At 72.2% G+C, this 21,841-nt stretch carries 14 protein-coding genes and 1 pseudogene; 7 read left to right on the top strand and 8 right to left on the bottom strand.

Translation table 11 applies throughout. The features are described 5' to 3' along the window. Window positions 1-308: 308 nt before the first annotated feature. Window positions 309-2,507: a M4 family metallopeptidase gene (locus tag ACFV18_RS13540; protein ID WP_380482782.1), complete on the top strand. Its 2,199-nt coding sequence runs from the start codon at window positions 309-311 to the stop codon at window positions 2,505-2,507. A 115-nt stretch (window positions 2,508-2,622) separates the two neighbouring features. On the opposite strand, the gene ACFV18_RS13545 is transcribed toward ACFV18_RS13540, so the two are convergent. Then, the gene (locus ACFV18_RS13545; protein WP_380482612.1) at window positions 2,623-4,254 is read right to left on the bottom strand and encodes an AMP-binding protein; all 1,632 of its coding nucleotides are present in this window, start codon (window positions 4,252-4,254) and stop codon (window positions 2,623-2,625) included. A gap of 236 nt (window positions 4,255-4,490) precedes the next feature. Between ACFV18_RS13545 and ACFV18_RS13550 the strand changes: the two genes are divergently transcribed. Then, on the top strand, window positions 4,491-8,012 hold the full coding sequence (locus ACFV18_RS13550; protein ID WP_380482615.1) for a right-handed parallel beta-helix repeat-containing protein: 3,522 nt from the start codon (window positions 4,491-4,493) through the stop codon (window positions 8,010-8,012). A gap of 247 nt (window positions 8,013-8,259) precedes the next feature. Further along, entirely contained in the window at window positions 8,260-13,221 is a 4,962-nt protein-coding gene (locus ACFV18_RS13555) for a CHAT domain-containing protein (protein WP_380482616.1), read from the top strand. Window positions 13,222-13,230: 9 nt separating this feature from the next. Here the strand turns inward: ACFV18_RS13555 and ACFV18_RS13560 are convergent, their stop codons facing one another. The 5 genes from ACFV18_RS13560 to ACFV18_RS13580 all read right to left on the bottom strand — a co-directional run bounded on the left by ACFV18_RS13560 (window position 13,231) and on the right by ACFV18_RS13580 (window position 16,560). After that, window positions 13,231-13,422, bottom strand: coding sequence for a hypothetical protein (locus ACFV18_RS13560; protein ID WP_380482618.1), 192 nt, complete (start codon window positions 13,420-13,422; stop codon window positions 13,231-13,233). Then, complete coding sequence (locus ACFV18_RS13565; RefSeq protein WP_380482621.1) at window positions 13,385-14,119, bottom strand: DUF6338 family protein; 735 nt, start codon at window positions 14,117-14,119, stop codon at window positions 13,385-13,387. Before ACFV18_RS13565 ends, ACFV18_RS13560 begins: the two co-directional genes overlap by 38 nt. A gap of 140 nt (window positions 14,120-14,259) precedes the next feature. Then, a complete protein-coding gene (locus ACFV18_RS13570) occupies window positions 14,260-15,009 on the bottom strand; it encodes a hypothetical protein (RefSeq protein WP_380482623.1) in 750 nt (249 codons plus the stop codon). 116 nt (window positions 15,010-15,125) lie between these two features. Next, window positions 15,126-15,647, bottom strand: coding sequence for a hypothetical protein (locus ACFV18_RS13575; protein ID WP_380482625.1), 522 nt, complete (start codon window positions 15,645-15,647; stop codon window positions 15,126-15,128). A gap of 67 nt (window positions 15,648-15,714) precedes the next feature. After that, window positions 15,715-16,560 (bottom strand): hypothetical protein, encoded by an 846-nt coding sequence (locus ACFV18_RS13580; protein ID WP_380482627.1) that lies wholly within the window; start codon window positions 16,558-16,560, stop codon window positions 15,715-15,717. A 233-nt stretch (window positions 16,561-16,793) separates the two neighbouring features. Between ACFV18_RS13580 and ACFV18_RS13585 the strand changes: the two genes are divergently transcribed. The 4 genes and pseudogenes from ACFV18_RS13585 to ACFV18_RS13600 form a co-directional block, all read left to right on the top strand. Further along, a complete protein-coding gene (locus tag ACFV18_RS13585) occupies window positions 16,794-17,384 on the top strand; it encodes a histidine phosphatase family protein (RefSeq protein ID WP_380482629.1) in 591 nt (196 codons plus the stop codon). 64 nt (window positions 17,385-17,448) lie between these two features. Further along, window positions 17,449-17,898, top strand: coding sequence for a hypothetical protein (locus ACFV18_RS13590; protein WP_380482632.1), 450 nt, complete (start codon window positions 17,449-17,451; stop codon window positions 17,896-17,898). A gap of 347 nt (window positions 17,899-18,245) precedes the next feature. After that, window positions 18,246-18,941, top strand: a complete 696-nt coding sequence (locus ACFV18_RS13595) for a type 1 glutamine amidotransferase domain-containing protein (protein WP_380482635.1) — start codon at window positions 18,246-18,248, stop codon at window positions 18,939-18,941. After that, window positions 18,883-19,374 (top strand): annotated as a pseudogene (locus tag ACFV18_RS13600) (transposase); the annotation flags it as partial. The gene ACFV18_RS13595 and the pseudogene ACFV18_RS13600, both read left to right, overlap by 59 nt. Before the next feature lie 17 nt (window positions 19,375-19,391). On the opposite strand, the gene ACFV18_RS13605 reads toward ACFV18_RS13600, so the two are convergent. Both ACFV18_RS13605 and ACFV18_RS13610 read right to left on the bottom strand, forming a co-directional pair. Next, entirely contained in the window at window positions 19,392-20,141 is a 750-nt protein-coding gene (locus ACFV18_RS13605; RefSeq protein ID WP_380482638.1) for a DUF6159 family protein, read from the bottom strand. 300 nt (window positions 20,142-20,441) lie between these two features. Beyond that, entirely contained in the window at window positions 20,442-21,806 is a 1,365-nt protein-coding gene (locus ACFV18_RS13610; protein WP_380482640.1) for an NAD(P)/FAD-dependent oxidoreductase, read from the bottom strand. Between the last annotated feature and the right edge of the window lie 35 nt (window positions 21,807-21,841).

Below are 21,841 nucleotides of genomic sequence, written 5' to 3' on the forward strand. Positions count from 1 at the left end.
CGACATTACGTCGGCAACGAAGCATTTCGGCCAACTTGTTGCCGCATGGGTGACGCGTTCCCAACAAAGCTGGCACTGTACCGTCCCATCGCCGCAGCGGCCCTTGCAGACGCACACGCACCACACGATGCGGCGAGCACGTCGGACACCGTCCGACCCGTTCGAACCACCAGCTCTACCGGGCGGCATCATCCCTGCCCTCCCGGCTGACTCCGGCCGTACCCACGCGGCCGTCGCAGAAGGAGTTCCGTGTGACTCGATCCTCCCGAAAGACCGTCACCGCGACCGCGCTGATAGCCGGCGCCGCGATGATCGCGGCCGCCCTGACGTCCGGTGTCGCCGCCGCCGACACCACGGACCAGGCCCCGGCCGAGGTCCAGGCCATCGCCGGTGCGCTGCCGGTGCAGCTGTCGGCGGAGCAGCGCGGCGAGTTGCTGGCCGCGGCGGACGCGTCCAAGGCCGAGACCGCGAGGGCGCTGGGCCTGGGGTCGGAGGAGGCGCTGATCGCCAAGTCCGTGACGAAGGACGCGGACGGCAGTGTGCACACCCGGTACGAGCGCACCTACGCCGGGCTGCCGGTGCTCGGCGGCGACCTGGTCGTGCACAGCGCCCCCGACGGTTCGACCACGGGCGTCACCAAGGCCACCGAGGCGGACATCGCGGTCGACACCGGCGAGAAGGAGAGCGCCGACTCGGCGAAGGGCCTCGCGCTGGAGAGCGCCGGGACCGCGAAGGTCGCGGAGCCCGCGGCCGACAACGTCCGCAAGGTCGTCTGGGCCGCGTCCGGCACTCCGACGCTGGCCTGGGAGACGATCGTCACCGGCACGCAGGAGGACGGCACGCCGTCCGAGCTGCACGTCATCACCGACGCGAACACCGGCAAGAAGATCTTCGAGTACCAGGGCATCGAGACCGGCGTCGGCAACAGCCAGTTCTCCGGTCAGGTCACCATCGGCACCACCGCGGCGGGCGGCGGCTTCGCGATGACCGACAACACCCGTGGCGGCCACAGCACCTACGACCTGAAGGGCACCAGCGGCTCCACCAAGTCGCTGTTCACCAACCCGACCGACACCTGGGGCGACGGCACCGTCGCCAACCGGCAGACCGCCGCCGTGGACGCCGCCTACGGCGCCCAACTCACCTGGGACTACTACAAGAACGTCCACGGCCGCAACGGCATCAAGAACGACGGCGTCGGCGCCTACACCCGGGTCCACTACGGCACCAACTACGTCAACGCGTTCTGGTCCGACAGCTGCTTCTGCATGACCTACGGCGACGGCTCGGGCAACACCCACCCGCTCACCTCGATCGACGTGGGCGCCCACGAGATGACCCACGGTGTCACCTCCCACACCGCGGGCCTGATCTACAGCGGCGAGTCCGGCGGCCTGAACGAGGCCACCTCCGACATCATGGCCGCCGCCATCGAGTTCTGGGGCAACAACCCCCAGGACAAGGGCGACTACCTGGTCGGCGAGAAGATCGACATCTACGGCACCGGCGCCCCGCTGCGCTACATGGACAAGCCCTCCAAGGACGGCCGTTCCAAGGACGCCTGGTACTCCGGCCTCGGTTCGATCGACGTCCACTACTCCTCCGGCCCGGCCAACCACTGGTTCTACCTGGCCTCCGAGGGCAGCGGCGCCAAGACCGTCAACGGCGTGAACTACGACTCCCCGACCTCCGACGGCCTGCCGGTGACCGGGATCGGCCGGGACGCCGCCGCCAAGATCTGGTACCGGGCGCTCACCACCTACATGACCTCCTCCACCAACTACGCGGCCGCCCGCGTCGCCACCCTGAAGGCTGCCGCCGACCTGTACGGGCAGACCAGCGCGACCTACATGAACACCGCCAACGCCTGGGCTGCGATCAACGTCGGCCCGCGCGTCGTGGACGGCATCATGGTGGACTCCATCGACTCCCAGATCACCGCGGTCGACACCCCGGCCGATCTCCAGCTCCGCGCCACCAACTTCAACCCCGGTCAACTCACCTTCCACGCGGAAGGCCTCCCCGACGGTCTGAAGCTCCACCCCGTCACCGGCCGGATCACCGGCACCCCGACCACGCCGGGCACCTACCAGGTGACCGTCACCGCCAAGGCCTCCCACCACAGCAGCGTCGAGACGACGTTCACCTGGAAGGTCGCCAGGGGCATCTTCGCGAACGCCACCCGGACGCCGGTCCCGGACGGCGGCGCGGCGGTCTACTCGGACGTGGTCGTCGACCGGATCGCGGGCCAGGCGCCGAGCGACCTCAAGGTGTCCGTGGACATCAAGCACACCTGGCGCGGTGACCTGGCCATCGACCTGGTCGGCCCGGACGGCAAGGTGTACTCGCTGAAGAAGGCCAACATCGGCGACTCGGCCGACAACGTGCTGGAGACCTACACGGTGGACGCCTCCGCCCAGGTCGCCAACGGCACCTGGCGGCTGAAGGTCCAGGACATGTACCGGGGAGACTCGGGCTACGTCGACAGCTGGAAGCTGATTTTCTGACGGCTCACCGAGGTGGTCCGGTCGGCTCACTTCGCCGACCGGACCACCTCGCCGAGGTGCGGGACGGCCCGCACCAGGGTCGGCACCCCGCCGCGCCGCCCAGCGCGGCGGCCGGTCAGTCGCCCAGCATCCGGGCCGCCCGCTCGCGCATCTCGACCTTGCGGATCTTGCCGGTGACGGTCATCGGGAACTCCTCGACCACGTGCACGTAGCGCGGGATCTTGAAGTGGGCGAGCCGGCCGGTGCAGTACGCGCGCACTGCCTCGGCGGTGAGCGGGCGGGCGCCCTCGCGCATCCGCACCCAGGCCATCAGCTCCTCGCCGTACTTGGCGTCGGGGACGCCGATCACCTGGACGTCGAGCACGTCGGGGTGGGTGTACAGGAACTCCTCGATCTCCCGGGGGTAGAGGTTCTCGCCGCCGCGGATCACCATGTCCTTGCTGCGGCCGGTGATGCTCAGGTAGCCGTCCTCGTCCATCACGGCGAGGTCGCCGGTGTGCATCCAGCCGTCGGTGTCGATCGCCTGCGCGGTCTGCTCCGGCTCGCCCCAGTAGCCGAGCATCACCGAGTAGCCGCGGGTGCACAGTTCGCCGGTCTCGCCGCGCGGCACGGTGGCGCCGGTGGCCTGGTCGACGACCTTCACCTCCAGGTGCGGTCCGACCCGGCCGACGGTGGAGACCCGGCGCTCGATCGAGTCGTCGGCGCGGGTCTGGGTGGAGACCGGGGAGGTCTCGGTCATGCCGTAGCAGATGGACACCCCGGTCATGCCCATCCGGCCGATGACGTCCTTCATCACCTCGATCGGGCAGGGCGCGCCGGCCATGATGCCGGTGCGCAGGCTGCTCAGGTCGTAGCGGTCGAAGTGCGGGTCGGCGAGTTCGGCGATGAACATGGTGGGCACCCCGTACAGCGAGGTGCAGGACTCGGCGGCGACGGCGGCCAGGGTGGCGCCGGCGTCGAACGCGGGCGCCGGGATCACCATGCAGGCGCCGTGCGAGGTGGCCGCGAGATTGCCCATCACCATGCCGAAGCAGTGATAGAACGGGACCGGGATGCAGATCCGGTCCTGCTCGGTGTAGCCGCACAACTCCCCGACGAAGTAACCGTTGTTGAGGATGTTGCGGTGCGAGAGGGTGGCGCCCTTGGGGAAGCCGGTGGTGCCGGAGGTGTACTGGATGTTGATCGGGTCGTCGGCGGCCAGCTCCTGCGCGATCCCGGCCAGCACCGCCGGGTCGCCCTGCCGGCCCGCGCGCAGCAGTTCGTCCCAGTCCGGCCCGTCGAGCAGCACCACGTCCGCGAGGTCGGCGCAGCGCGGCCGGGCCTCGGCGATCATCGCGGCGTAGTCGGAGGTCTTGAACTGCCGGGCGGCGACCAGCAGGCGCATGCCGGACTGCTTGAGCACGTACTCCAGCTCGTGCGAGCGGTAGGCCGGGTTGACGGTGACCAGGATCGCGCCGAGTTTCGCGGTGGCGTACTGGGTGAGCGTCCACTCGGCGCGGTTCGGTGCCCAGATGCCGACCCGGTCACCCCGGCCGACGCCCCTGGCGCGCAGGCCGAGCGCCACCGCGTCGACGTCGGCGGCGAGTTGGGCGTACGTCCAGCGCCGGCCGGTGGCGCGCTCCACCAGTGCCTCGCGCTCCGGGAAGGCGCGGACGGCCCGGTCGAAGTTGGCTCCGACGGTGTCGCCGAGCAGCGGGGTGTCGGACGGGCCGGCGGCGTGGCTCGGCTGGCTCGGGGCGTGCGACACGGGGGCCTCCTGGGCGCGGTGGTGCGGGACGACGAGTACCCATGCTGGCCACCGGGGCGGCCGTTGACCAGTCTCCAAGTGGGGGTGGTGCGCGCCTCGTTGACGGTCCGTCACGTCGCACGCGCCGAGGCCACCGGTTCTTGCTCGCCCGAGCAAATCGCCGAACCGGCAGCCGGGGGCGGGAGTTGGCTGATTTGATGACTCGAAGGGCGGTCGGTGGTTCCCCGGGGGTCGCGATGGTGCAGGAGAGCGAGCAGGTGCGGCTGCGGCCGTCGCCGCAGTACCGGCGGCGGCGGGCGGGGTTCGCGCTGTTCGCGGCCGGCGCGTTCGTCGGGTGCGGGCTGCCGCTGTTCGCCGGGGTGGTGACGCGGCCGGAGGCGGTGCTGGTCGACGGCCTGGCGGCCGTGGTGTGGGCGGTGGTGCTGGTCCGGCAGGTGGTGCGTGCGTGGGCGCCCGTCACGGTGGTGATCGACCCCGGGTATCTCGAACTGCGCGGCGGCCTGCGGAAGGTCCGGCTGCCGTGGGACGCGATCGACGGGATGTGCGTGCTCCCGGCCCGGGGGTACCTGCCCGCCTACGAGCCTCCGCACTTCCGGGGTTCGCTGCTGGTGCGGACCTCGCAGGGCAGCCCGGCCGGGCTGGCCGGGCGCGGCTCGCCGCGCTGGTCGGCTCCCTGGCAGGGCGTTCTGCTCGACCTGGCCCCGCTGGCGCTGCCGGCCGAGCGCCTCGACGAGGTGTTCGTCCCGCGCCTGTCGGACCGCTGGGGCGGGACGACCCGGCTGCCGGACGGCCCCGGCGCGGCCTCGGTGTTCGCGGCCGGCACGCTGCTGTCCTGGCCGGGCCGGGTGCTGCTGCGGGGGTTCCGGGCGGTGCTGATGCTGGTGATCGCCGCCGCCCTCCTCGCCACGGCCCCGCTCGGCGCCTTCGGCCCCGTTCAGCCGCTCCTGGTGCTCCTCACCCTGGTGGTGTTCGGCACGGCCGGCACCAGGTGGCTGGTCCTTCGCCTGTCCCGGCCGTGCGAACTGCGGGTGGAGAGCCGGGGCGTGGTGGTGGCCGTCGGCGGCCGGGAGCGGGCCGTGCCGTGGTCCGAGATCGCCTCGGTGGGCACCGGGCTGCACACCGTCTCCCGCGCCGGGCAGCGGCTCGCGGTGACGTGGGTGCTCGCCCGGCTCAACCCGGGAGCGAACCCGCCGACGCCGCTGCCGCACTGGTCCTTCCGCGCCGACGGGCAGGCCGTCCAACTCCTGCCGCTGACCTCGCCGGTGCTCGCCCAGATGCACGGACTCACCGTCTTCCCCGCCCAGTTGGCGAACGCCCTGACCCCGTACGGTTCGAACCTGCTCGCCGGGCACACCGGGCGGGCCGGGTCCGTGACGGGCGAGGCGGTCACCGTCCGGGTCGGTCAGGGGCGCGGGTCGGCGCACCGCAGTCTCGGGTCGGCGCTGCGCACCGCGCCGAGGGACCGGCCGCTGCGCGTGCTGATCGAGCCCGGCCGGTACCGGGAGGCGGGGCCACTGCTGCTGTCCGGCACCGTCGAGGTGGTCCGGGCGGAGGGCGAGGGCCAGGTGGTGATCGAGACCCCCGAGCAGTCCGCCCTGGAGTGCGAGGGCTTCGTCACGCTCGACTCGCTGACGGTGGAGGGCCGCGGCCCGGTCGCCGTCTCCACCACCGGCCGGCTGGAGCTGCGGCAGTGCCGGATCGACGCGCCCGGAGAGTACGCGCTGCTCGCCGCCCAGGGCGCCGAACTGGCGCTGCGGGACTGCGAGATCACCGCGGGCCGGACCGAACTCGCGGGCGCCGGCGGGACCTTCGAACGCACCACGTTCCGTTCCGCCAAGGGCCATGCGCTGGTGCTGAAGGAACGCGCGAAGGCCGAGATCACCGACTGCACGATCACCGACAGCCGGGGCCGCGGCATCGACGTGACCGGCTCGACGGCGGAGATCCGCGGCTGCGAGTTCCGGGGCACCGGCGACGCCGCGATCAGCGCCGGCGACCACTCCGCGGTGCAGGTCCTGGGTTCCCGGATCGACGAGGTGCACGCCACCGGCCTCGTCTTCGACCACCAGGCACGCGGCTCCGTCCAGGACACCACGGTCAGCGGCGCCACCGTCGGCCTGTACGTCGCGCGGGGCGCCGACCCCACCGTCCGGGACTGCCTGTTCGCGCACTGCCGGGACAGCGGCGTGATCGTCGAGGACCAGGGCCGGGGACGGCTGGAGAGGTGCCGGATCGAGAACGCCGGCGTGCACGGCATCAGTGTCGCCTCCGGCGGCGTCCCGGCAGTCAACGACTGCGCGGTGGCCTTCGGCGGCACCGGCGTCAACGTGCACAAGGCGCGCGGCGACTTCACCCGGCTGCGGGTCCACGACCAGTCCGAGAGCGCCGTCCTGATCCAGGAGGGCTCGGTGGTGGAGCTGGCCGAACTGCGCCTGGAACGCTGCAAGAACGGAATGCACGGCCTCGGCACCGGTGTGACGGTCCGCCTGGTCGGCGCCGTCATCGCCGACGTGACCGCCTCCGGACTGGTGCTCCAGAACACCGCACGCGTCACCGCCGAACACGTCACGGTCGAACGGGCCGGCCTGTACGGCCTGAACTGTCGCGAGAACAGCCGGCTGACCGGGCACGACTTCACGGTCACCAAGGCCGGTGAGGCCGGGCTGCTGGCCCGCGACAGCACCACCGTGGAAATCGACCGGCTGGAGATCTCCGGCAGCCGGGGCAAGGCCCTGTGGGCGTGCGCCAACAGCCAGTTGATGCTCAGCGGGGTGCGGGTGCACGGTGCCGGGAGCGACGGCGTCCGTCTGGAGGCGGACGTGTACGGCAGCCTGACGGACTGCGAGGTCACCGGATGCGCGGGCGAAGCGGTGGTCGCCAACGACCGGGTGCGGATGGAGAACCTGCGCACCGGCGCCACCGCCGAGGACATCCTGCAGCCCGAGTCCGGCCCGATCACCGAACTCCAACGCATGATCGGACTCGCCGAGGCCAAGCGGCAGGTCGACGTCCAGGTCGATCTGCTCCGGCTCGCCCGCTGGCGCTCCGACGCCGACCTACCCCCGCCGCCCCGGGCACACCACCTGGTCTTCTCCGGCCCGCCCGGCACCGGCAAGACCACCGTGGCCCGGCTGTACGGCCAGATCCTGGCCGCGCTCGGCGCCCTGAAGAAGGGCCACCTGGTGGAGGTCGCGCGCGGCGACCTGGTCGGCGAGTACCTCGGGCACACCGCGCAGAAAACCCGCCAGGCGTTCGAACGGGCGTCCGGCGGTGTGCTGTTCATCGACGAGGCGTACAGCCTGGCCCGGCGCTTCGGCGCGAACAGCGACTTCGGCCAGGAAGCCATCGACGTCCTCACCAAGCTGATGGAGGACCACCGCGACGACGTGGTGGTCATCGCGGCGGGCTACACCGAGGAGATGCGGGCCTTCCTGGACTCCAACCCCGGACTGCGCTCCCGCTTCTCCCGCATCCTCGAATTCGACCCGTACGACCCGGCCGAACTCACCGAGATCGTCCTCCGCGAAGCCGAACGGCACACCTACCGCCTCGCCCCCGAAGTCACCGACCGCCTCGTCGAACGCTTCACCCGCCGCGAGCTGCGCGGCGACCCCGCCAACGCCCGCGACGCCCGCACCCTCCTGGAGGAAATGGTCGAACGCCAGGCCACCCGCCTCGCCGGGGCCGGGACGCCGAGCCGGGAGGAGCTGATGATGCTGGTCGCGGACGACATTCCTGCGGAGGGCGGCTGGCTGTGACCGCGGAGGGCGTCCGCGCGGGGCTGTGGGCCGCGAACACTGACGGCGTCCCTGCGGGGCAGCTGGTCATGAACGCTGACGGCATCCGTGCGGGGCAGTTGGCCGTGAACGCTGACGGCATGTGCGTGGGTAGCTGGCCGTGAACACCGACAGCATCCCTGCGGGGGATGTGGCTGTGAACACACCGACGAAACTCCCTCGGGGAGCGGCTGGCTGTGACGACCAACGACATCCCTGCGGAGAGGAGGTGGCTGTGAACACCGACGGCATCCCGGCGGGGCATCCGGCCATGACCGCCGACGAGGCGATCGCCCTGCTGACTCCCTGCATCAGCCTGGCCAGGGCCGATCCGGCGGCGGCGCTGACGGCCTGGTTCACCACCCCCGAGGCGTACGCGGCAACGGCCGTACTGCGGGCCGGCGGGGTGCCGCCCGCCACCGACCTCCCGCTCGAACACGCCTTCGCGCTCGGCTACGGCGACCTGTTCGGGTACCTGGCCGACGGCCAGCACGACCAGGCGCTGCTCGGCGAGGGGCTGCTGTGCCTGCTCCCCGTGCGGCAGCACATGCCTGAGTGGATCTCACCTGAGCTCGCACCGCTACTGGCTGTGGCCGCCGGGGATGGGACCGCCGACGGCGGCGGGCCGAGCACCGACGGAGGCGGGCAGGTCCCCGACGGAGGTGGGCCGAGTGTCGGGCAGGCCAACGTCGCGGCGATCGGCATGGTGCTGGCGTTCCGACGTTGGCGGTACGCCGGCGCGCCTGCCTCGGCGGTTCGGCTGCTCCGCCGTGTGGTGGCCCAGTGCCCGTCGGGTGTCTCCGCACGGGGCTCGGTGCTGTCCACGCTCGGCGCGGCCCTGCTGGCCGACTGGCTCGACCGCGCCGAGCTGTCCTCGCTCGCCGAGTCCGTGGAGATCGGCCGCGCCGCCGTGGCAGCCGTTCCGGGCGCACCCGGCGAACAGGCCCGCCGGCACGCCAACCTGGGCGTCTCCCTTCGGTTCTGGTCGGACGTCACGCAGAGCGAGGGAGCGATCCAGGAGGCCGTGTCCGAGATCCGCACCGGGCTGGCCCGGTGTCCGCCCGAGGACCCCCAGTGGGCGACAACCCGCCTCGAACTCGGGTTCGTCCTGGCCCATGCCGCCGTACTGTTCGGCGAACACGCCGTCCTGCCGGAGGCGGCCGACCTGTTGCGCGAGGCGCTGCGCCGGGCGGACGGAGCGGCGGACCCCTCGGGGTACCCGGACTGCCTCTCTTACCTGGGCATGGTGTTGATCGCCCAGGCCGCGCCGGCGCCGGAGTCCGAGCCCGACCCCGAGCCCATGGCCCGGCTGCGGGCCGAGGGCGTCGCGTTGTGCCGGCGGGCCGCCGAACTCGCGCCCACCGAGGGCTTGCGGCTCCAGCACCTGTGCAACCTGAGCCATGTGCTGCTCAGGAGCACCGCCGAGGACGACGCCGGGGCCACCGCCCTCGCGCTGGCCGCCGCGCGGCAGGTGGTCGGTCTCGCCCCGGGCGGGACCGCGCTGTCCGCCGACGCCCTGACGATGCTCGCGCACGCCCTGACCAGGCGTTACCAGGCCGACCGGGACCCGCAGGACCTGGCGGAGGCCGTCGCCCGGGCCGTGGCGGGGTTCGAGGCCACCTCGCCGCAGTTGCCGGTGCTCCGTTTGGTTCGGGGCGCCGCACTGGCGGACCTGCTGGGCCTGCGGGCCGTGGCCGAGGGAAGTGACGCCCCGTCCGCCGAGTCGCTCGCCCTGCTGCGCCGACTGGTCACGGAGCTGGCGCGGCCCACGGCGGAACGTGCGCAGGCGCTGCGTCTTCTCGCCGACCACCTGCTCGACTCCGCCGTGCGGGAGGGCCGCGACGAGCGCGCCGCCGAGGCGGTGACGCACTACCGGGAGTGCCTCGAACTGCCGTCCCCCGGCCCCGACTTCGAGGCGGACGTACGCTTCTCGCTCGGGACCGCCCTCGCGCTCGGGACCGGCCAGGACGGCGGGGACGCCTGGCGGCAGGCCGCCGCGTCGATGAGCCGCGCCGCCGCGCTGTTTCCCCCGGGCGACCCACGGCGACTCGACCTGGAGGCCCGGCTCGGCGCCCACTGGATACAGCGTGCGGAGGACACCGGCGACCCGACCGCCTACCGGGAGGGGGTGGCCGTGCTGGGCGCGGTGGTGGCCGCCGACGACGGGTGCCCCGCGTCCGACCGCGTGGACCACCGGCTGCTGCTGGGTGCGGCGCTGCTGGCGCTGCTCGGCCACGGCGGCGAGAACGGGATGCTCGACCGGGCGGTGGAGCACCTCGAACAGGCCCTGGCGATGGCCCCGCCCGGCGCCCCGCAGCGGCTGGCCGTGGTCCACCGGCTCGCCGCCGCGCTCGACTCGTCCGCCGTGCTGCGCTCGGACACCGCCCCGCTCGACCGGGCCTCCGCCCTGCTGTCCGAGGCCCTCGCCGATCCTCGGGGCGACGTGGCCGACCGCGCCGACTGTCTGGTCACCCTCGGCAACAACCTGCGTCTGCGCTTCCAGCTCACCGGGGGCCCGGAGCACCTGGAGCAGGCCGCCGCCCGGCACCGCGAGGCCATCGCCCTGACCGCGCCGGAACCCCACGCGTACGCCCTCGACGGGCTCGCCACCTGCCTCGCCGACCTGTACGGCTTCCGGCCGGACGGGCAGCTGCGCGCCGAGGCGATGGACCATTGCCGTGCCGCGCTGCTGCACCTGCCGGAGCACGCCCCGGAACGCGCCTCCGTCCAGGCGGGCCTCGGCTACCTCCAGTGGTCGCTGGCGGTGGAGTCCGGCTCGGACGAGCGGATGGACGCCGCGCTCGGCACCCTGAAGGCCGCGCTGGCCTCCGCGCCCGAGGGGTACAGCGACCGGTGCCTGGTCCTCACCAACCTGGGTGCGGCCATGCTCGGCCGGGCGGCGCGAACGGGTGACCGCAGCTGGACGATGCAGGCCGTCGCCGTGTTCCGGACGGCGCTGGAGCACACCGCCCCGGGTTCGGCGCGGCGCCCGATGGTGCTGAACAACCTCGGCACGGCCCTGTTCGACCTGTCCACGAGCACCGGTGACGCCGCGCTGCGCGAGCGGGCGCTCGCCCTGCTGAGCGAGGCCGCCGACCAGCGCGGCGGGATGTCGCTGGCCCGGGAGCGCGCCGCGCTCAACCTGGCCACGGTGCGCTTCCAGCAGGCCCGCTCGGCCGAGGACGCCGCGGCCGCCGTCGAGGCCTGCCGGCGGTTGGAGGACCTGGTGGTGGAACTCGGTTCCCCCCATCCGCTGCGGACGCTCGCGCTGGCCCGCCTGGGCTTCGCCGGTCTGCACACCTCGGATCTGCTCCCCGAACGTCCCGCCCGGGCGGCGCTGCGCCGGGCCGCGGCGGCCGCCCGCGAGGCGCTCGCCGACACCACGCACGCCCCGGACCCGATGCACGCCGCGGCCCGCCAGGTGCTGGCGACGGCGCAGCTGCGGCGGGCCGAGTGGGGCGAGAGGGTCGATCTGGCGGAGGCGATGCGGCTGATCCGGCAGACGGCCGAGGACCTGACGCTGCCGCCGCACACCCGCCTCCGCGCGGCCCGGCTGTGGGGCGGCATCGCGGCGGGCACGGGCCGCTCGGCGGAGGCACTGGAGGGTTTCGCCCACGCGGTGGGCCTGCTGTCGAGCGTGGCACCGCGTCATCTCGCCCGGATCGACCAGGAGGACCGGCTGAGTTCGGGCCGGGGGCTGGCCAGTTCGGCGGCGGCGCTGGCGATCCTGGCCGGCGATCCGGCGCGGGCGCTGGCCCTGCTCGAACAGGGCCGGGGTGTGCTGCTGGCCCAGGGCCTGGAGAACCAGGGCGACCTGTCCCGGCTGCGCGAGCTCGACCCGGTCCGCGCCGCGGAGTTCGAACGGATCCGGGACCGGCTGGGCCGGGAGCACCCCGCGCTGCAGCCGGTGGGCGTCAACGCTCCTGACGCCTTCTTCGTCCAGGGGATGTCGGGCGCCGGGGCGGCCGCCCTGCGGGACGCCGAGGAACGCCACGCGCTGTCCCGCCGCTGGGACCAACTCCTGGAGGAGATCCGGGAGTTGCCCGAGCTCGACGACTTCCTTCGCCCGCCGACCACCCGCCAGCTGCTCTCGGTGGCGGAGCGCGGCCCGGTGGTGGTGGTCAACGTCAGCGGGTACGGCTCGCACGCCCTGATCCTGACCGCCCGGGGCGGCGGCGCGCCGCGCATCGACGTCCTGCCGCTGCCGGACCTCACCCCGGAGGAGGTGGCGGCGGCCGCGCTGGTCTTCGACGAGCGGTGGATCGACGCCGCCTACGGGGACGAGGGCCTGGCACAGGCCAAGCGGGCGATGCAGATGCACGGTTCCGTTCTGGCGTGGCTGTGGGACGGTCTGGCCGCGCCCGTCCTGGACCGGCTCGGGCTGCGCGGGACCCCGCTGGACGGCGAGGAGTGGCCGCGGCTGTGGTGGTGCCCGGCGGGCCGGCTGGCGTTCCTGCCGCTGCACGCCGCGGGCAAGGGCCGGCGCCTGCCGGGCACCTGGGTCCTGGACCGCGTCGTCTCCTCGTACACGCCGACGGTGCGCTCCCTGCTGCGCGCCCGGCGCAGGACGACCGTGACCGCCTCACCCCGCCGGCGCCCCGCCCCGCTGGTGGTCGCGCTCGCGCACACCCCGGGCGGCCCCCCGCTGCCCGGCGCCGAGGCCGAGGCCGCGCTGGTGACCGAGCTCTTCCCCGGCGGTGTGCGGCTGGACGGCGCGCAGGCCACCGTGGAGCAGGTCCGCCGGGCGCTGTACCGGCATTCCTGGGTGCACTTCAGCTGTCACGGCGTCAGCGACCCGGGCAGCCCGTCGAACAGCGGCCTGATCCTGCACGACGGCCGGCTCAGCGCCCTCGACCTGTTCGCGCGACGCCCGGTGGACGCCGAGCTGGCCTTCCTGTCGGCCTGTTCGACGTCCCAGGGCGGCCACGATCTGCCGGACGAGGCGGTGCACCTGGCGCCGTCCTTCCAACTGGCCGGTTTCACCCACGTCATCGGCACGCTGTGGAGCGTCTCCGACAAGGTCGCCCGCCGCGTCACCGGGGACTTCTACGCCGCGCTGGCGGCGGACGACGCGGCCGGGCTCCGCCCGTTCGACCCGGCGCCGGCCCTGCACCACGCCGTCCGGTCGCTGCGTGAACGCCTGTTGCCCGCACCGCACTTGTGGGCGGCGCACCTCCACATCGGGCCGTGAGCGGCGGCCTCAGGACTCCGCGCCGCCCGGCTCGGGCGCCTTCTCGCTCTGCGCCGTGCCGGAGCCGCCCTCGGGGCCCCGGTCGGGCTCGGCCGAACCTGCGCCGATCCGGAAGATCCGCCGGCTGGTGTACTCCTCGACCAGGCTCTCCACCGACAGGTCGTCATCGCCGCCGTGCTTGTTCGGGTTGCTCGCTGCCATCACCCTGCTCCCTCCGTGCTGCCGGTACCGGCACCTGCTCCGCCGTGGGTGCTGCCGCGGGCTCCGCTTCGGGCGGTGCCAGCAGTTCCAGCACCTCGACCTCGCTGCCCTTGACGTAGACCCCGGCGGTGCCGGGCACCTTGCCGAGGAAGGTCCCGTCGCTGCCCAGGCGCCACTGCGATTCCAGATAGATGTCCTGCTGCTGCGGGAACGCCGACACCGCCGACCGCGAGCCGAGCCAACCGCCCACCCACAGACCGCCCTTGAGCCGGATCCGGACGAAGCAGGGGTCGCGGTCGGCGAACAGGAAGTCCCAGGCCGTCGGCGTCGGCTCGTAGTGCGCCCGCTCGCGCCGCCGCCGTACGGCCGCCGCCGCCCAGGCCGCGCCCGCCGGCACCACCACGACCAGCAGCAGCACGGCCAGCCCCGCCTGCCGGGGGTGCCGCAGCAACCCGACCAGCGGCCCGTCGTCTCCCCCGCGCAGCAGCCGCGCCAGCCAGGGCCCCGCGACCACCGCGTACACGGCGTCCAGCAGCCCGCTGATCGCGACCGCCCGCAGAGCGCGGTTCTGCGGCTCCTGCTCGGCGGCGCGCGGACCGCGCAGGCGGTCGGAGACGGCCTGGTAGAAGATCCCGGGCAGCACGAGAACCACCAGGATGGCCAACTGCTGCACCGTGCTCGGAACCACCGCGTCCATTCCTCCCCCGCCCCCGCGGCGACCGCGTCCGCCGCAGCACCGAAGCGCTGCCTCACCCTAACCGAGCAGGCCATCACCCGGGACGGTTCCGCCGAGTTGACGGAGCGTCAGTCGCACAGTTGCACTCCCCAACTCCCCCGTCAGGCCGGGATGTTGTGCATGACGGCCTCGGTCAACGGCGTGAGCCTGGCCACCAGCTTGTCGAAGCCGGTGGTGCGGCCGTCGGACCACTGCGCCATGCCGACCAGCAGGCCGTGCCCCGACGACCCGAAATTCTGCACCAGCCCACTGTCGGCGGGCAGTTCACGCAGCCCCGAATCCTTGGGCGGAAGCTGAACGGCGACCTGGAACGTCTCCGGATGGCCGGCCAGGTACGTCAGCAGGTGAACCGCTTCCGCCGGGTCCTTCATGGTGAACAGCGCCAGGGTGTACTGGTTGCCGTCGGCGTCCTTGTACAGCGCCAGATCGACGCCGAGACACCCCTTACCCTGCGCGATCATCCCCGCGAGGGCCGTCCCCACCGTGTCCGCGCCGGTACAGGTCGGGTTCTGCACGTCCGCCACCAGCGTGTAGCCCTGCACCTGCTTCGGAAAGATGTCCAGCGGGATCACGGAACCGGCCGCAGGCGCGGGCGCTGCCGCAGCGGGCACCGACGCAGCCGCGGCGGGCGCCTTCCGGCCCGAGGGCTGCAGCACGTACGCCGTCGCACCCGCCGCCGCCAGCAGGACGGCCGCCGCCGGAAGCACCAGCCACCGCCGCGAGCGCCGCCGCACCGGCCGCCGGGCCGCCGCCGCGCGTTCTGCGGCGCTCGGCTCGTGCACCGCGTTGTTCTTCTCGATCTCGCGGACGAACTCTGCCCACAGGTCGTCGCCGGGTTCACTCGTGGTCACAGCCCCCAGACCCTAGTGATCATCCCCGCCGTTGAAAAGTCTCGCCCCCCACCGCCGAGAAGGCTCCGGCCAGGGAATTGACGGTGACTTCCGGCGCTCACGAATTGACGGTCCGTCTATTCCTCACCTCTCGCTGCGGAGTAGTCGCGCCGCTCCGCGCCGGGCGGCACCCCCGCCGCGTCCGGACCTGACATCCACCCCTCGGGACACCCCATCACCGCCTCGACGAACGACGCCGGCGGGAGATACCCGTGCCGGCCCACGTAATGCGCCACCAACGACGGCGCCGCAAAAACCTCACCGCCCCGCCCCGGCACCCGAATCTCACCGGACCCCAGAGCGACCTCACGCCCCCGGTGCTCCACCCGCACCGGCCCCTCCCGCCCTCGCCGCCAGGGCGGACAGAGCCCGCAGACGTGAAAACCCCGCGTGCCGTTCACGCGCTGCCACTGCACGATGTCGAGCAGCCGAGCCGCAAAACCCTCCGGGGCGGCACCCCTGGGGTATCTGCGCAGCCTGCTCAGCCACCCCACGTTCACCCTGCGGTAGGTGGGGGCGAACGTCGCGAAATCGAGCCCCTCGGCGACGGTTTCCTGTTCGAAGTAGGTGTACGGACTCAGGTCGCGAAAGAAGGTCATGCGGCTCTCCTGTCCTTCAACCGTGGGCCGCGACGGCGCGGACCTGTGGAGCGTGCCGGCCCGACCGTCAGTCGTCGTCGGTCTCGCCGGGCGGAATCGTCCACCGCAGCACCGTCCCGCCGGCCCCGTCCGCCTCGAGGGTCACGGGATGGACCTGGCCGGCCGCGCGTTCGCCGTGGTGGCTCATCGAATGGTCGGCGGCCTCCCAGTCGATGCCGAGCACCTGGCATCCGCCGACCTCGATCGCGCCGGCCAGCAGGGGGTGGTCCGCACCGGCGCGCTGGAACAGGTGGTAATCGGTGTGCTTGTCGGCCATGACGGCGATGCTCCGCCCGCTCCGCAGGCCGCCCCGCCACGCTTCGATCTCTGCCACGAGCGCCTCCGCCTTCGCCACCGGCAGGTCGAGCCAGCCCCAGGAGCCGTCCGCCGGCATCCGCTGCCCGCCGAACTGCGCGTGGGCGTCCGGCGCGTGGAGCCCCCAGTAGGTGACGTCGGCGAGACCGTCGGCCGGTTCGCCTTCCAGCCCGATCCAGGCGTCGAGGCCCACACCGTCCCCGACGACCATGCCGCCCCGATCGACGGGAAGGTCCCCGAGCGGGACCGGTGCGTCGTCCGGCCCGGTCCAGGGCAGGCCGAGATCGACCTCCAGCAGCGAGATCACCGGTTCCTCGGTGTACCAGGACAGGGCCGTCCGCGCCCGCACCCGCAACTCCCGGTCCCGGGCCGCCGGGACGGCCACCGCCTCGCACTCGCCGTCCCACAGGTGGCCTCCGCCGGACGCCGCGGCAACCCTGGCGCGCTCGGACAGCGGAAGCCCCAGCTCCGGCCAGTAGTCGATCCACGACGCCATGCCGAGCACCAGCACACCGGACGGCGCCGTCACGAACCCCAGGTCGACGAATTCCTCACTCACGCCCCGATTCTCCCATTGCCCCGGGCCGGCCATCCCCCGGCTGATTGCCCCTCCCCCCGTCAGGCACTCAGCGGCTCGGCAACTCCGCGCACCGGCGACAGGGCGGCCGCACAGGTCTGCACCGGAGCCGACGGCGGGCTCAGCACCGGGCAGGTGTTCCCCGTCCCGGCAACCGTCACCTGAGATGCTGCCCACACCTCGGGCGATCACATCCTCGGCTAATCTGCACGGCCATGGGTGAGTTGACAGTGATCAGGCACGGCCAGACCGAGTGGAGCCTGTCGGGCCGTCATGCCGGCCGCACCGACGTCCCGTTGACCGCCGTCGGCGAGGCGACGGCCCGGGCGCTCGCGCCGCGACTCGCGGGCCGCCCCCGGCCGGTCGCGGTGTTCAGCAGTCCGCTGAGCCGCGCCCTGCGGACGGCCGAACTGGCGGGCCTGACCGGCGTCGAGGCCGACCCCGACCTCCTCGAGTGGGACTACGGCGGCTACGAGGGACTGACGGCGGAGCAGATCGAACAGTCCCGGCCCGGCTGGGACCTGTGGCAGGACGGCATCGTCCCCGGCGAGGCGCCATTCCCCGGTGAGCAGCTCCACCAGGTCGCCGCCCGCACGGACGCGGTACTGGACCGAATCCGCCCCCTGCTGACCGAAGGTGACGTCGCCGTCGTCGCCCACGGCCACCTGGCCCGCATCCTCGCCGTCCGCTGGCTCGGCCTCGACCCCTCCGCCGCCGCCCTCCTCGGCCACCCCCACCCCGGCAGTCTCAGCACCCTCGCCACCGAACACGGCCGCCCGGTCATCGCCGCCTGGAACGTCCCGTAGCACAGTGAGCGCCCCCGGTCGGCGAGGGTGATCACTGTCCTACCGAGGACTTGGAGCAACTCCTGTGAACGGCACGGCATTCCTCGCATCCGTCATCGCCACCGGCCGACTCCACGGCATCGGGATCGGCTCCCCGATCGCCGACGTGGGTCGGGCCTTCCGAAGCGCGTGGATCGACGACGTCGTGGAAGCGGGCGTGTCCCTGCGCCGGGACTACGGTCTGGTCGAGCTGTACTTCAACGGCCCCGAGTGGACCGTCGTCGGCGGCTCGGTCGAGCTGCACCGCCTCGCCACCGTGGCCGGGCTGGCCGAGGAGTGGCGGAAGGCCGAAGGGATCGAGTTCTCCGAGTACCTCCCCTGGAGCGAGGTGGAGACCGCACTCGCCCCCACGAGGAGCGCAACGGCCGGCCGGGGCACGGCGACGTGTTCTGCGTTGCCCTGGGCCAGTAGGGGCTACCCACCAGTGTGCCCACTGCTGTTGGCCCGTGAGCATCGCTCTCTCGTGCGCCATTAAAACCCGATCGGCCCACTTGGGTTGCCATTCCCAGCGGACTGCGTCGATCGTAATTGTGCAACACTCCCGGGCCAGAACGCTTCGCTTTTACCCAGAGGGGAAACACTGCGAACCAATTGAGCGCGAGAGGAAGCGTTCGGCATGGCGAATACAGCGCTGAGGAAGGTCCTTGTCACGGGAGCCGGCACCGGCTTCGGATTGGGAAGATGACCCGTCGCAGCGGCTCTTTGACTACTCCAAGCATTCCTACGAGATGCGGCCGGAGACTCCTGTCACCAAGTGACCCCACCTCCCGGGCAGCCGTTTCACCGCTATCGGATTCCTCCAACCTTCAGAGGCGTTCTCTCATGGCCAAGATCCTTTTCGTGATGACCGGAGCAAGCTACTGGACGCTCAAGGACGGCCACCGGCACCCCAGCGGGTACTGGGCCGAGGAGTTCACAAGTCCGTACAGCGTTTTCACCGGGGCCGGCCACGAGGTCACCATCGCCACCCCGGGCGGTGTCGTACCCGTCTGCGACACGATGAGCCTGCGACCCCAGTTCACGGGGGGAGAAGATGCATCCGTCAAGCAGGAAGGCATCATCGAAGAGGCCGAGCAGCTCCGCCACGCCATCCCGATCAAGGACGTGGACCTCCGCGACTACGACGCGGTCTACTACCCAGGAGGCCACGGCCCCATGGAGGACCTCTGGTGCGATGCCGATTCCGGGCTGCTGCTGAGGAGGGCCCTCGCGTCCGGCAAGCCGCTGGGCCTCGTCTGCCATGCCCCGGCGGCACTGCTCGCCACCCGGGACGAGAAGGGTGACACGCCGTTCTCCAACTACCGCGTCACCGGATTCACGAACGACGAGGAGGCGGGCGTCGGCTTCGCCGACAAGGCCAAGTGGCTCATGGAGGACGAGGTGAGAAACCTTCCCACGGACTACTCCCGCGGCCCGATGTGGGAGTCGTACACGGTGGTTGACCGCAACCTGTACACCGGACAGAATCCGGCGTCCTCCGGCCCGCTGGCCACGATCATGCTCAAGGACCTCTCCTAGCCCCGACGACATCGGCTTCGCCACCAAACCACAACTCGCCCAGCAGATGATCGAACGCGCCCTGGATGCCGGAGTCCCAGCCGCCTGGGCAGCCGGCGACGAGGTCTACGGCGACAACCCGAAACTGCGTGCAGCCCTGGAGAAACGGCAGCTCGGCTACGTGCTCGCGGTCTCCAGCAACCGCCGCACCGGCGAACTCGCCCACTACCATTGCTACTCGCCCCGGCTGGTACCACTGTCCACCCTGGTCAAGATCACCGGAAGCCGCTGGACGGTCGAGGAGACGTTCCAGAGCTCAAAGACCTTGGCCGGATTGGACGCAGCCCGCGCTCACGACCTCGCCCACCGACTGCGCTGGTCCACCTGGCGCCGACGCCACCAAGCTCGCGCACACCGCAGCCACTATCGCGGCCAAGCCGGCCTGCAACCATGACGATCACATCTGGAGTATTAGGCTGCAGTCGAAGCGTCCCGGTAAAGCATGGTGCGGAAGATCCCGGAGACCGTGGCCCCCACCAGAAGTGCGCAGATCAGGAGCAGGGCAGCGATCAGTCCGCCCGCAATGGCAGGCCCCACGCTGTTCGACTCCACTCCGAGCATGAATGCCAGGAATCCGATGACCACCGAGAGGACCATGGGCAGCGCGATCCACAGCGAGCCGTACACCTGCCGGGAGAAGGTCTCGCGCAGCATCCGCGCCGACCGGCGGGTGCCCTCCGTCACCCCGAGGCCGTCGATCATCATGGCCGGCAGCGCCAGGTAGGTGGCGACGGCCCATCCGGCGCTGAACAGTTCGTCCATGATCCAGCCGACGGCCGGGATCCGCTCCAGCTGTCGGATGAGCAGCAGAACCGTCGTGTTGAGCAGGCTCCACGCCAGCAGCCGTCGCCAATGCCGCAGGGCTCGCCGATAGTTCACGCCGATCCGGGCGGGCTCTCCCCGCAGCACGCCATCGACCGCGCAGATCATCGCGGCGCTGGAGAGGGTGAGCGCGAATCCCAAGAGGAGATAGCCGACGCCTATGGAGATCACATCGAAGGTGGACGGTGACGGCTCGGCCCAATCCCGAAGGAACGCCGGCACTGCCACGCCACCGGAGATCAGCGCCAGCGCGGCACCGCTGAGTAGCGGGAACACCAGCAGGCGGCGGTTGTTTCGCAGCACCCCGAAGGACACACGTACGGGTTGAACGGTACTCACGAGAGGGTCCCCACGGGTGGTCATGTTTCGCTGACGCGCCACAGGCTATGCCAGTCGTCATGCCGCTCACCACGGAGGCGCCACCGTCACAAGCCGGAGCGATTCGTGACACAGACAACACATCGCTCAGCCGGCCCCTGGACGCTCGCCGGCACCTCCGAATGATCATTCGTTGGTTGAAGTCGGCTCCGCGTCGAGTCCCACCAGTTCCTACCCGGAGATCACATCTGCGACTGGAGTACCAGGCAGAACACCTTCGAGCCGGCCGGGCTCGTGGCGGGTGCGGCCCGTGTGGCGCCGTCAGCTCTCGGCCGGCTCGCGCGGCCAGTTGCGCAGCATCGCGGTGATGATGTGGGGGCGGGCGAGTTCGGCCGGGGAGCCGGTGAGGCTGACGGCGTTCCAGACGGCCGCCGCGACCTTGGGGTCGGTGGCTGCGGCTCGCATGGTGGCCCGGAAGGACTGGGCCAGCAGGGCGGACAGGGCGGGACGGGTGCCCGGGACCTGGGGCATGGATTTGTCGGCCAGGGTGGAGAACAGCCAGGAGAGGTGCAGGGCTTTCGCGGCGGACCGGTAGAAGCGCCGGGGGAGGTTCCGTGTGCCGTCGGCGAGGAGGCATTCGCGTAGGGCGGCGGCTTCCAGTGCGGCGACCGTCATGCCGGCGCCGTAGATGGGGTTGAGGCTGCAGATCGCGTCGCCGATGGAGATCAGGCCGTCGGGAAGGCGGCGGAGCCGGTGGAAGTGCCGGCGTACGGCGTGGGGGTGGGCGAACGAGGCGACGTCGGTGACCGGCTCGGCGCGCCGGAGGGCTTCGCGCGCGTCCGCGGAGGCCAACTCCTGGGCGAAGAGCAGGAATTGATCCGGCGCGGTGGGCGGGTGGTGCGCGCGGCCGAAGCCGTACAGGGAGAGCACCCAGATGCCGTTCTCCTGGCTGGTGAGGACCAGGCCGCGCGGGCGCGCGGGGGTCGCGCCGACCAGGAGGGCCTTGTCCGGGCCCATCGCACCCGGGGGGAGCCGGTAGCGGCGGCTCGCGTAGGCCACGTCTACGCGCAGGCGTTGCTCCGCGGGCTTCTCGTACCCCAGCGTGGCCAGCCAGGTCGCGCCTCGGCCCGCCCGGCCCATGGCGTCGACCACGAGGTCGGCGTCGATGTCCTCGGTGCTGCCGGGCGCCCCCGGGCGGGCCGTCCGGACTCCCGTCACCCTGGTGCGGTCGGACGTGGTGAGGGGGGCGGTCGCCTCCCGGCCGTCGAGCAGGGTGACGTTCGGCGCCGCGCAGACCTTGGCCCGCAGGCGGTCCTCCAGGAAGGGGCGGCTCGTCTGGAGCACCGTGCCCAGCGGCACTTTGCGCAGCAGGGAGCCGAAGAACACGATCTCGACCTCGCTCAGCGCGGTGGCCAAGGTGGCACCGTCGGCGGCGAGTTCGCCGACGAAGCCCGGGAAGAACTCCTCCAGGACGTTCGCGCCGCGGACCGTCAGCGAGTGCACGTGCGCCCCCTGCGGCACGCCCCGCCGGACGGCACCGTCGCCCGCGAGAGTGTCCCGTTCGACAAGGGTGACCCGGTCGAAGACCTCGGACAGGGCCCGGGCCGCGCAGAGGCCGCTGATGCCGGCGCCCAGCACCAGGGCATGGCCGGTGCGCGTCTCGGTACTGCGGCGTGCCAGGTTCATCGTGGGATCCGATCTACGAGGGGGTCACAGGGGGC

The sequence above is a fragment of the Kitasatospora sp. NPDC059673 genome (assembly GCF_042734215.1).
GTDB lineage: Bacteria > Actinomycetota > Actinomycetes > Streptomycetales > Streptomycetaceae > Kitasatospora.

What these genes read in the sequence shown, in the direction of transcription:
- ACFV18_RS13540 (WP_380482782.1), top strand. Translation starts at nt 309, where the DNA reads ATGATCGCGGCCGCCCTGACGTCCGGTGTCGCCGCCGCCGACACCACG.
- ACFV18_RS13585 (WP_380482629.1), top strand. Translation starts at nt 16,794, where the DNA reads ATGGGTGAGTTGACAGTGATCAGGCACGGCCAGACCGAGTGGAGCCTG.
- ACFV18_RS13550 (WP_380482615.1), top strand. Translation starts at nt 4,491, where the DNA reads ATGGTGCAGGAGAGCGAGCAGGTGCGGCTGCGGCCGTCGCCGCAGTAC.
- ACFV18_RS13610 (WP_380482640.1), bottom strand. Translation starts at nt 21,806, where the DNA reads ATGAACCTGGCACGCCGCAGTACCGAGACGCGCACCGGCCATGCCCTG.
- ACFV18_RS13595 (WP_380482635.1), top strand. Translation starts at nt 18,246, where the DNA reads ATGGCCAAGATCCTTTTCGTGATGACCGGAGCAAGCTACTGGACGCTC.
- ACFV18_RS13565 (WP_380482621.1), bottom strand. Translation starts at nt 14,119, where the DNA reads ATGGACGCGGTGGTTCCGAGCACGGTGCAGCAGTTGGCCATCCTGGTG.
- ACFV18_RS13575 (WP_380482625.1), bottom strand. Translation starts at nt 15,647, where the DNA reads ATGACCTTCTTTCGCGACCTGAGTCCGTACACCTACTTCGAACAGGAA.
- ACFV18_RS13560 (WP_380482618.1), bottom strand. Translation starts at nt 13,422, where the DNA reads ATGGCAGCGAGCAACCCGAACAAGCACGGCGGCGATGACGACCTGTCG.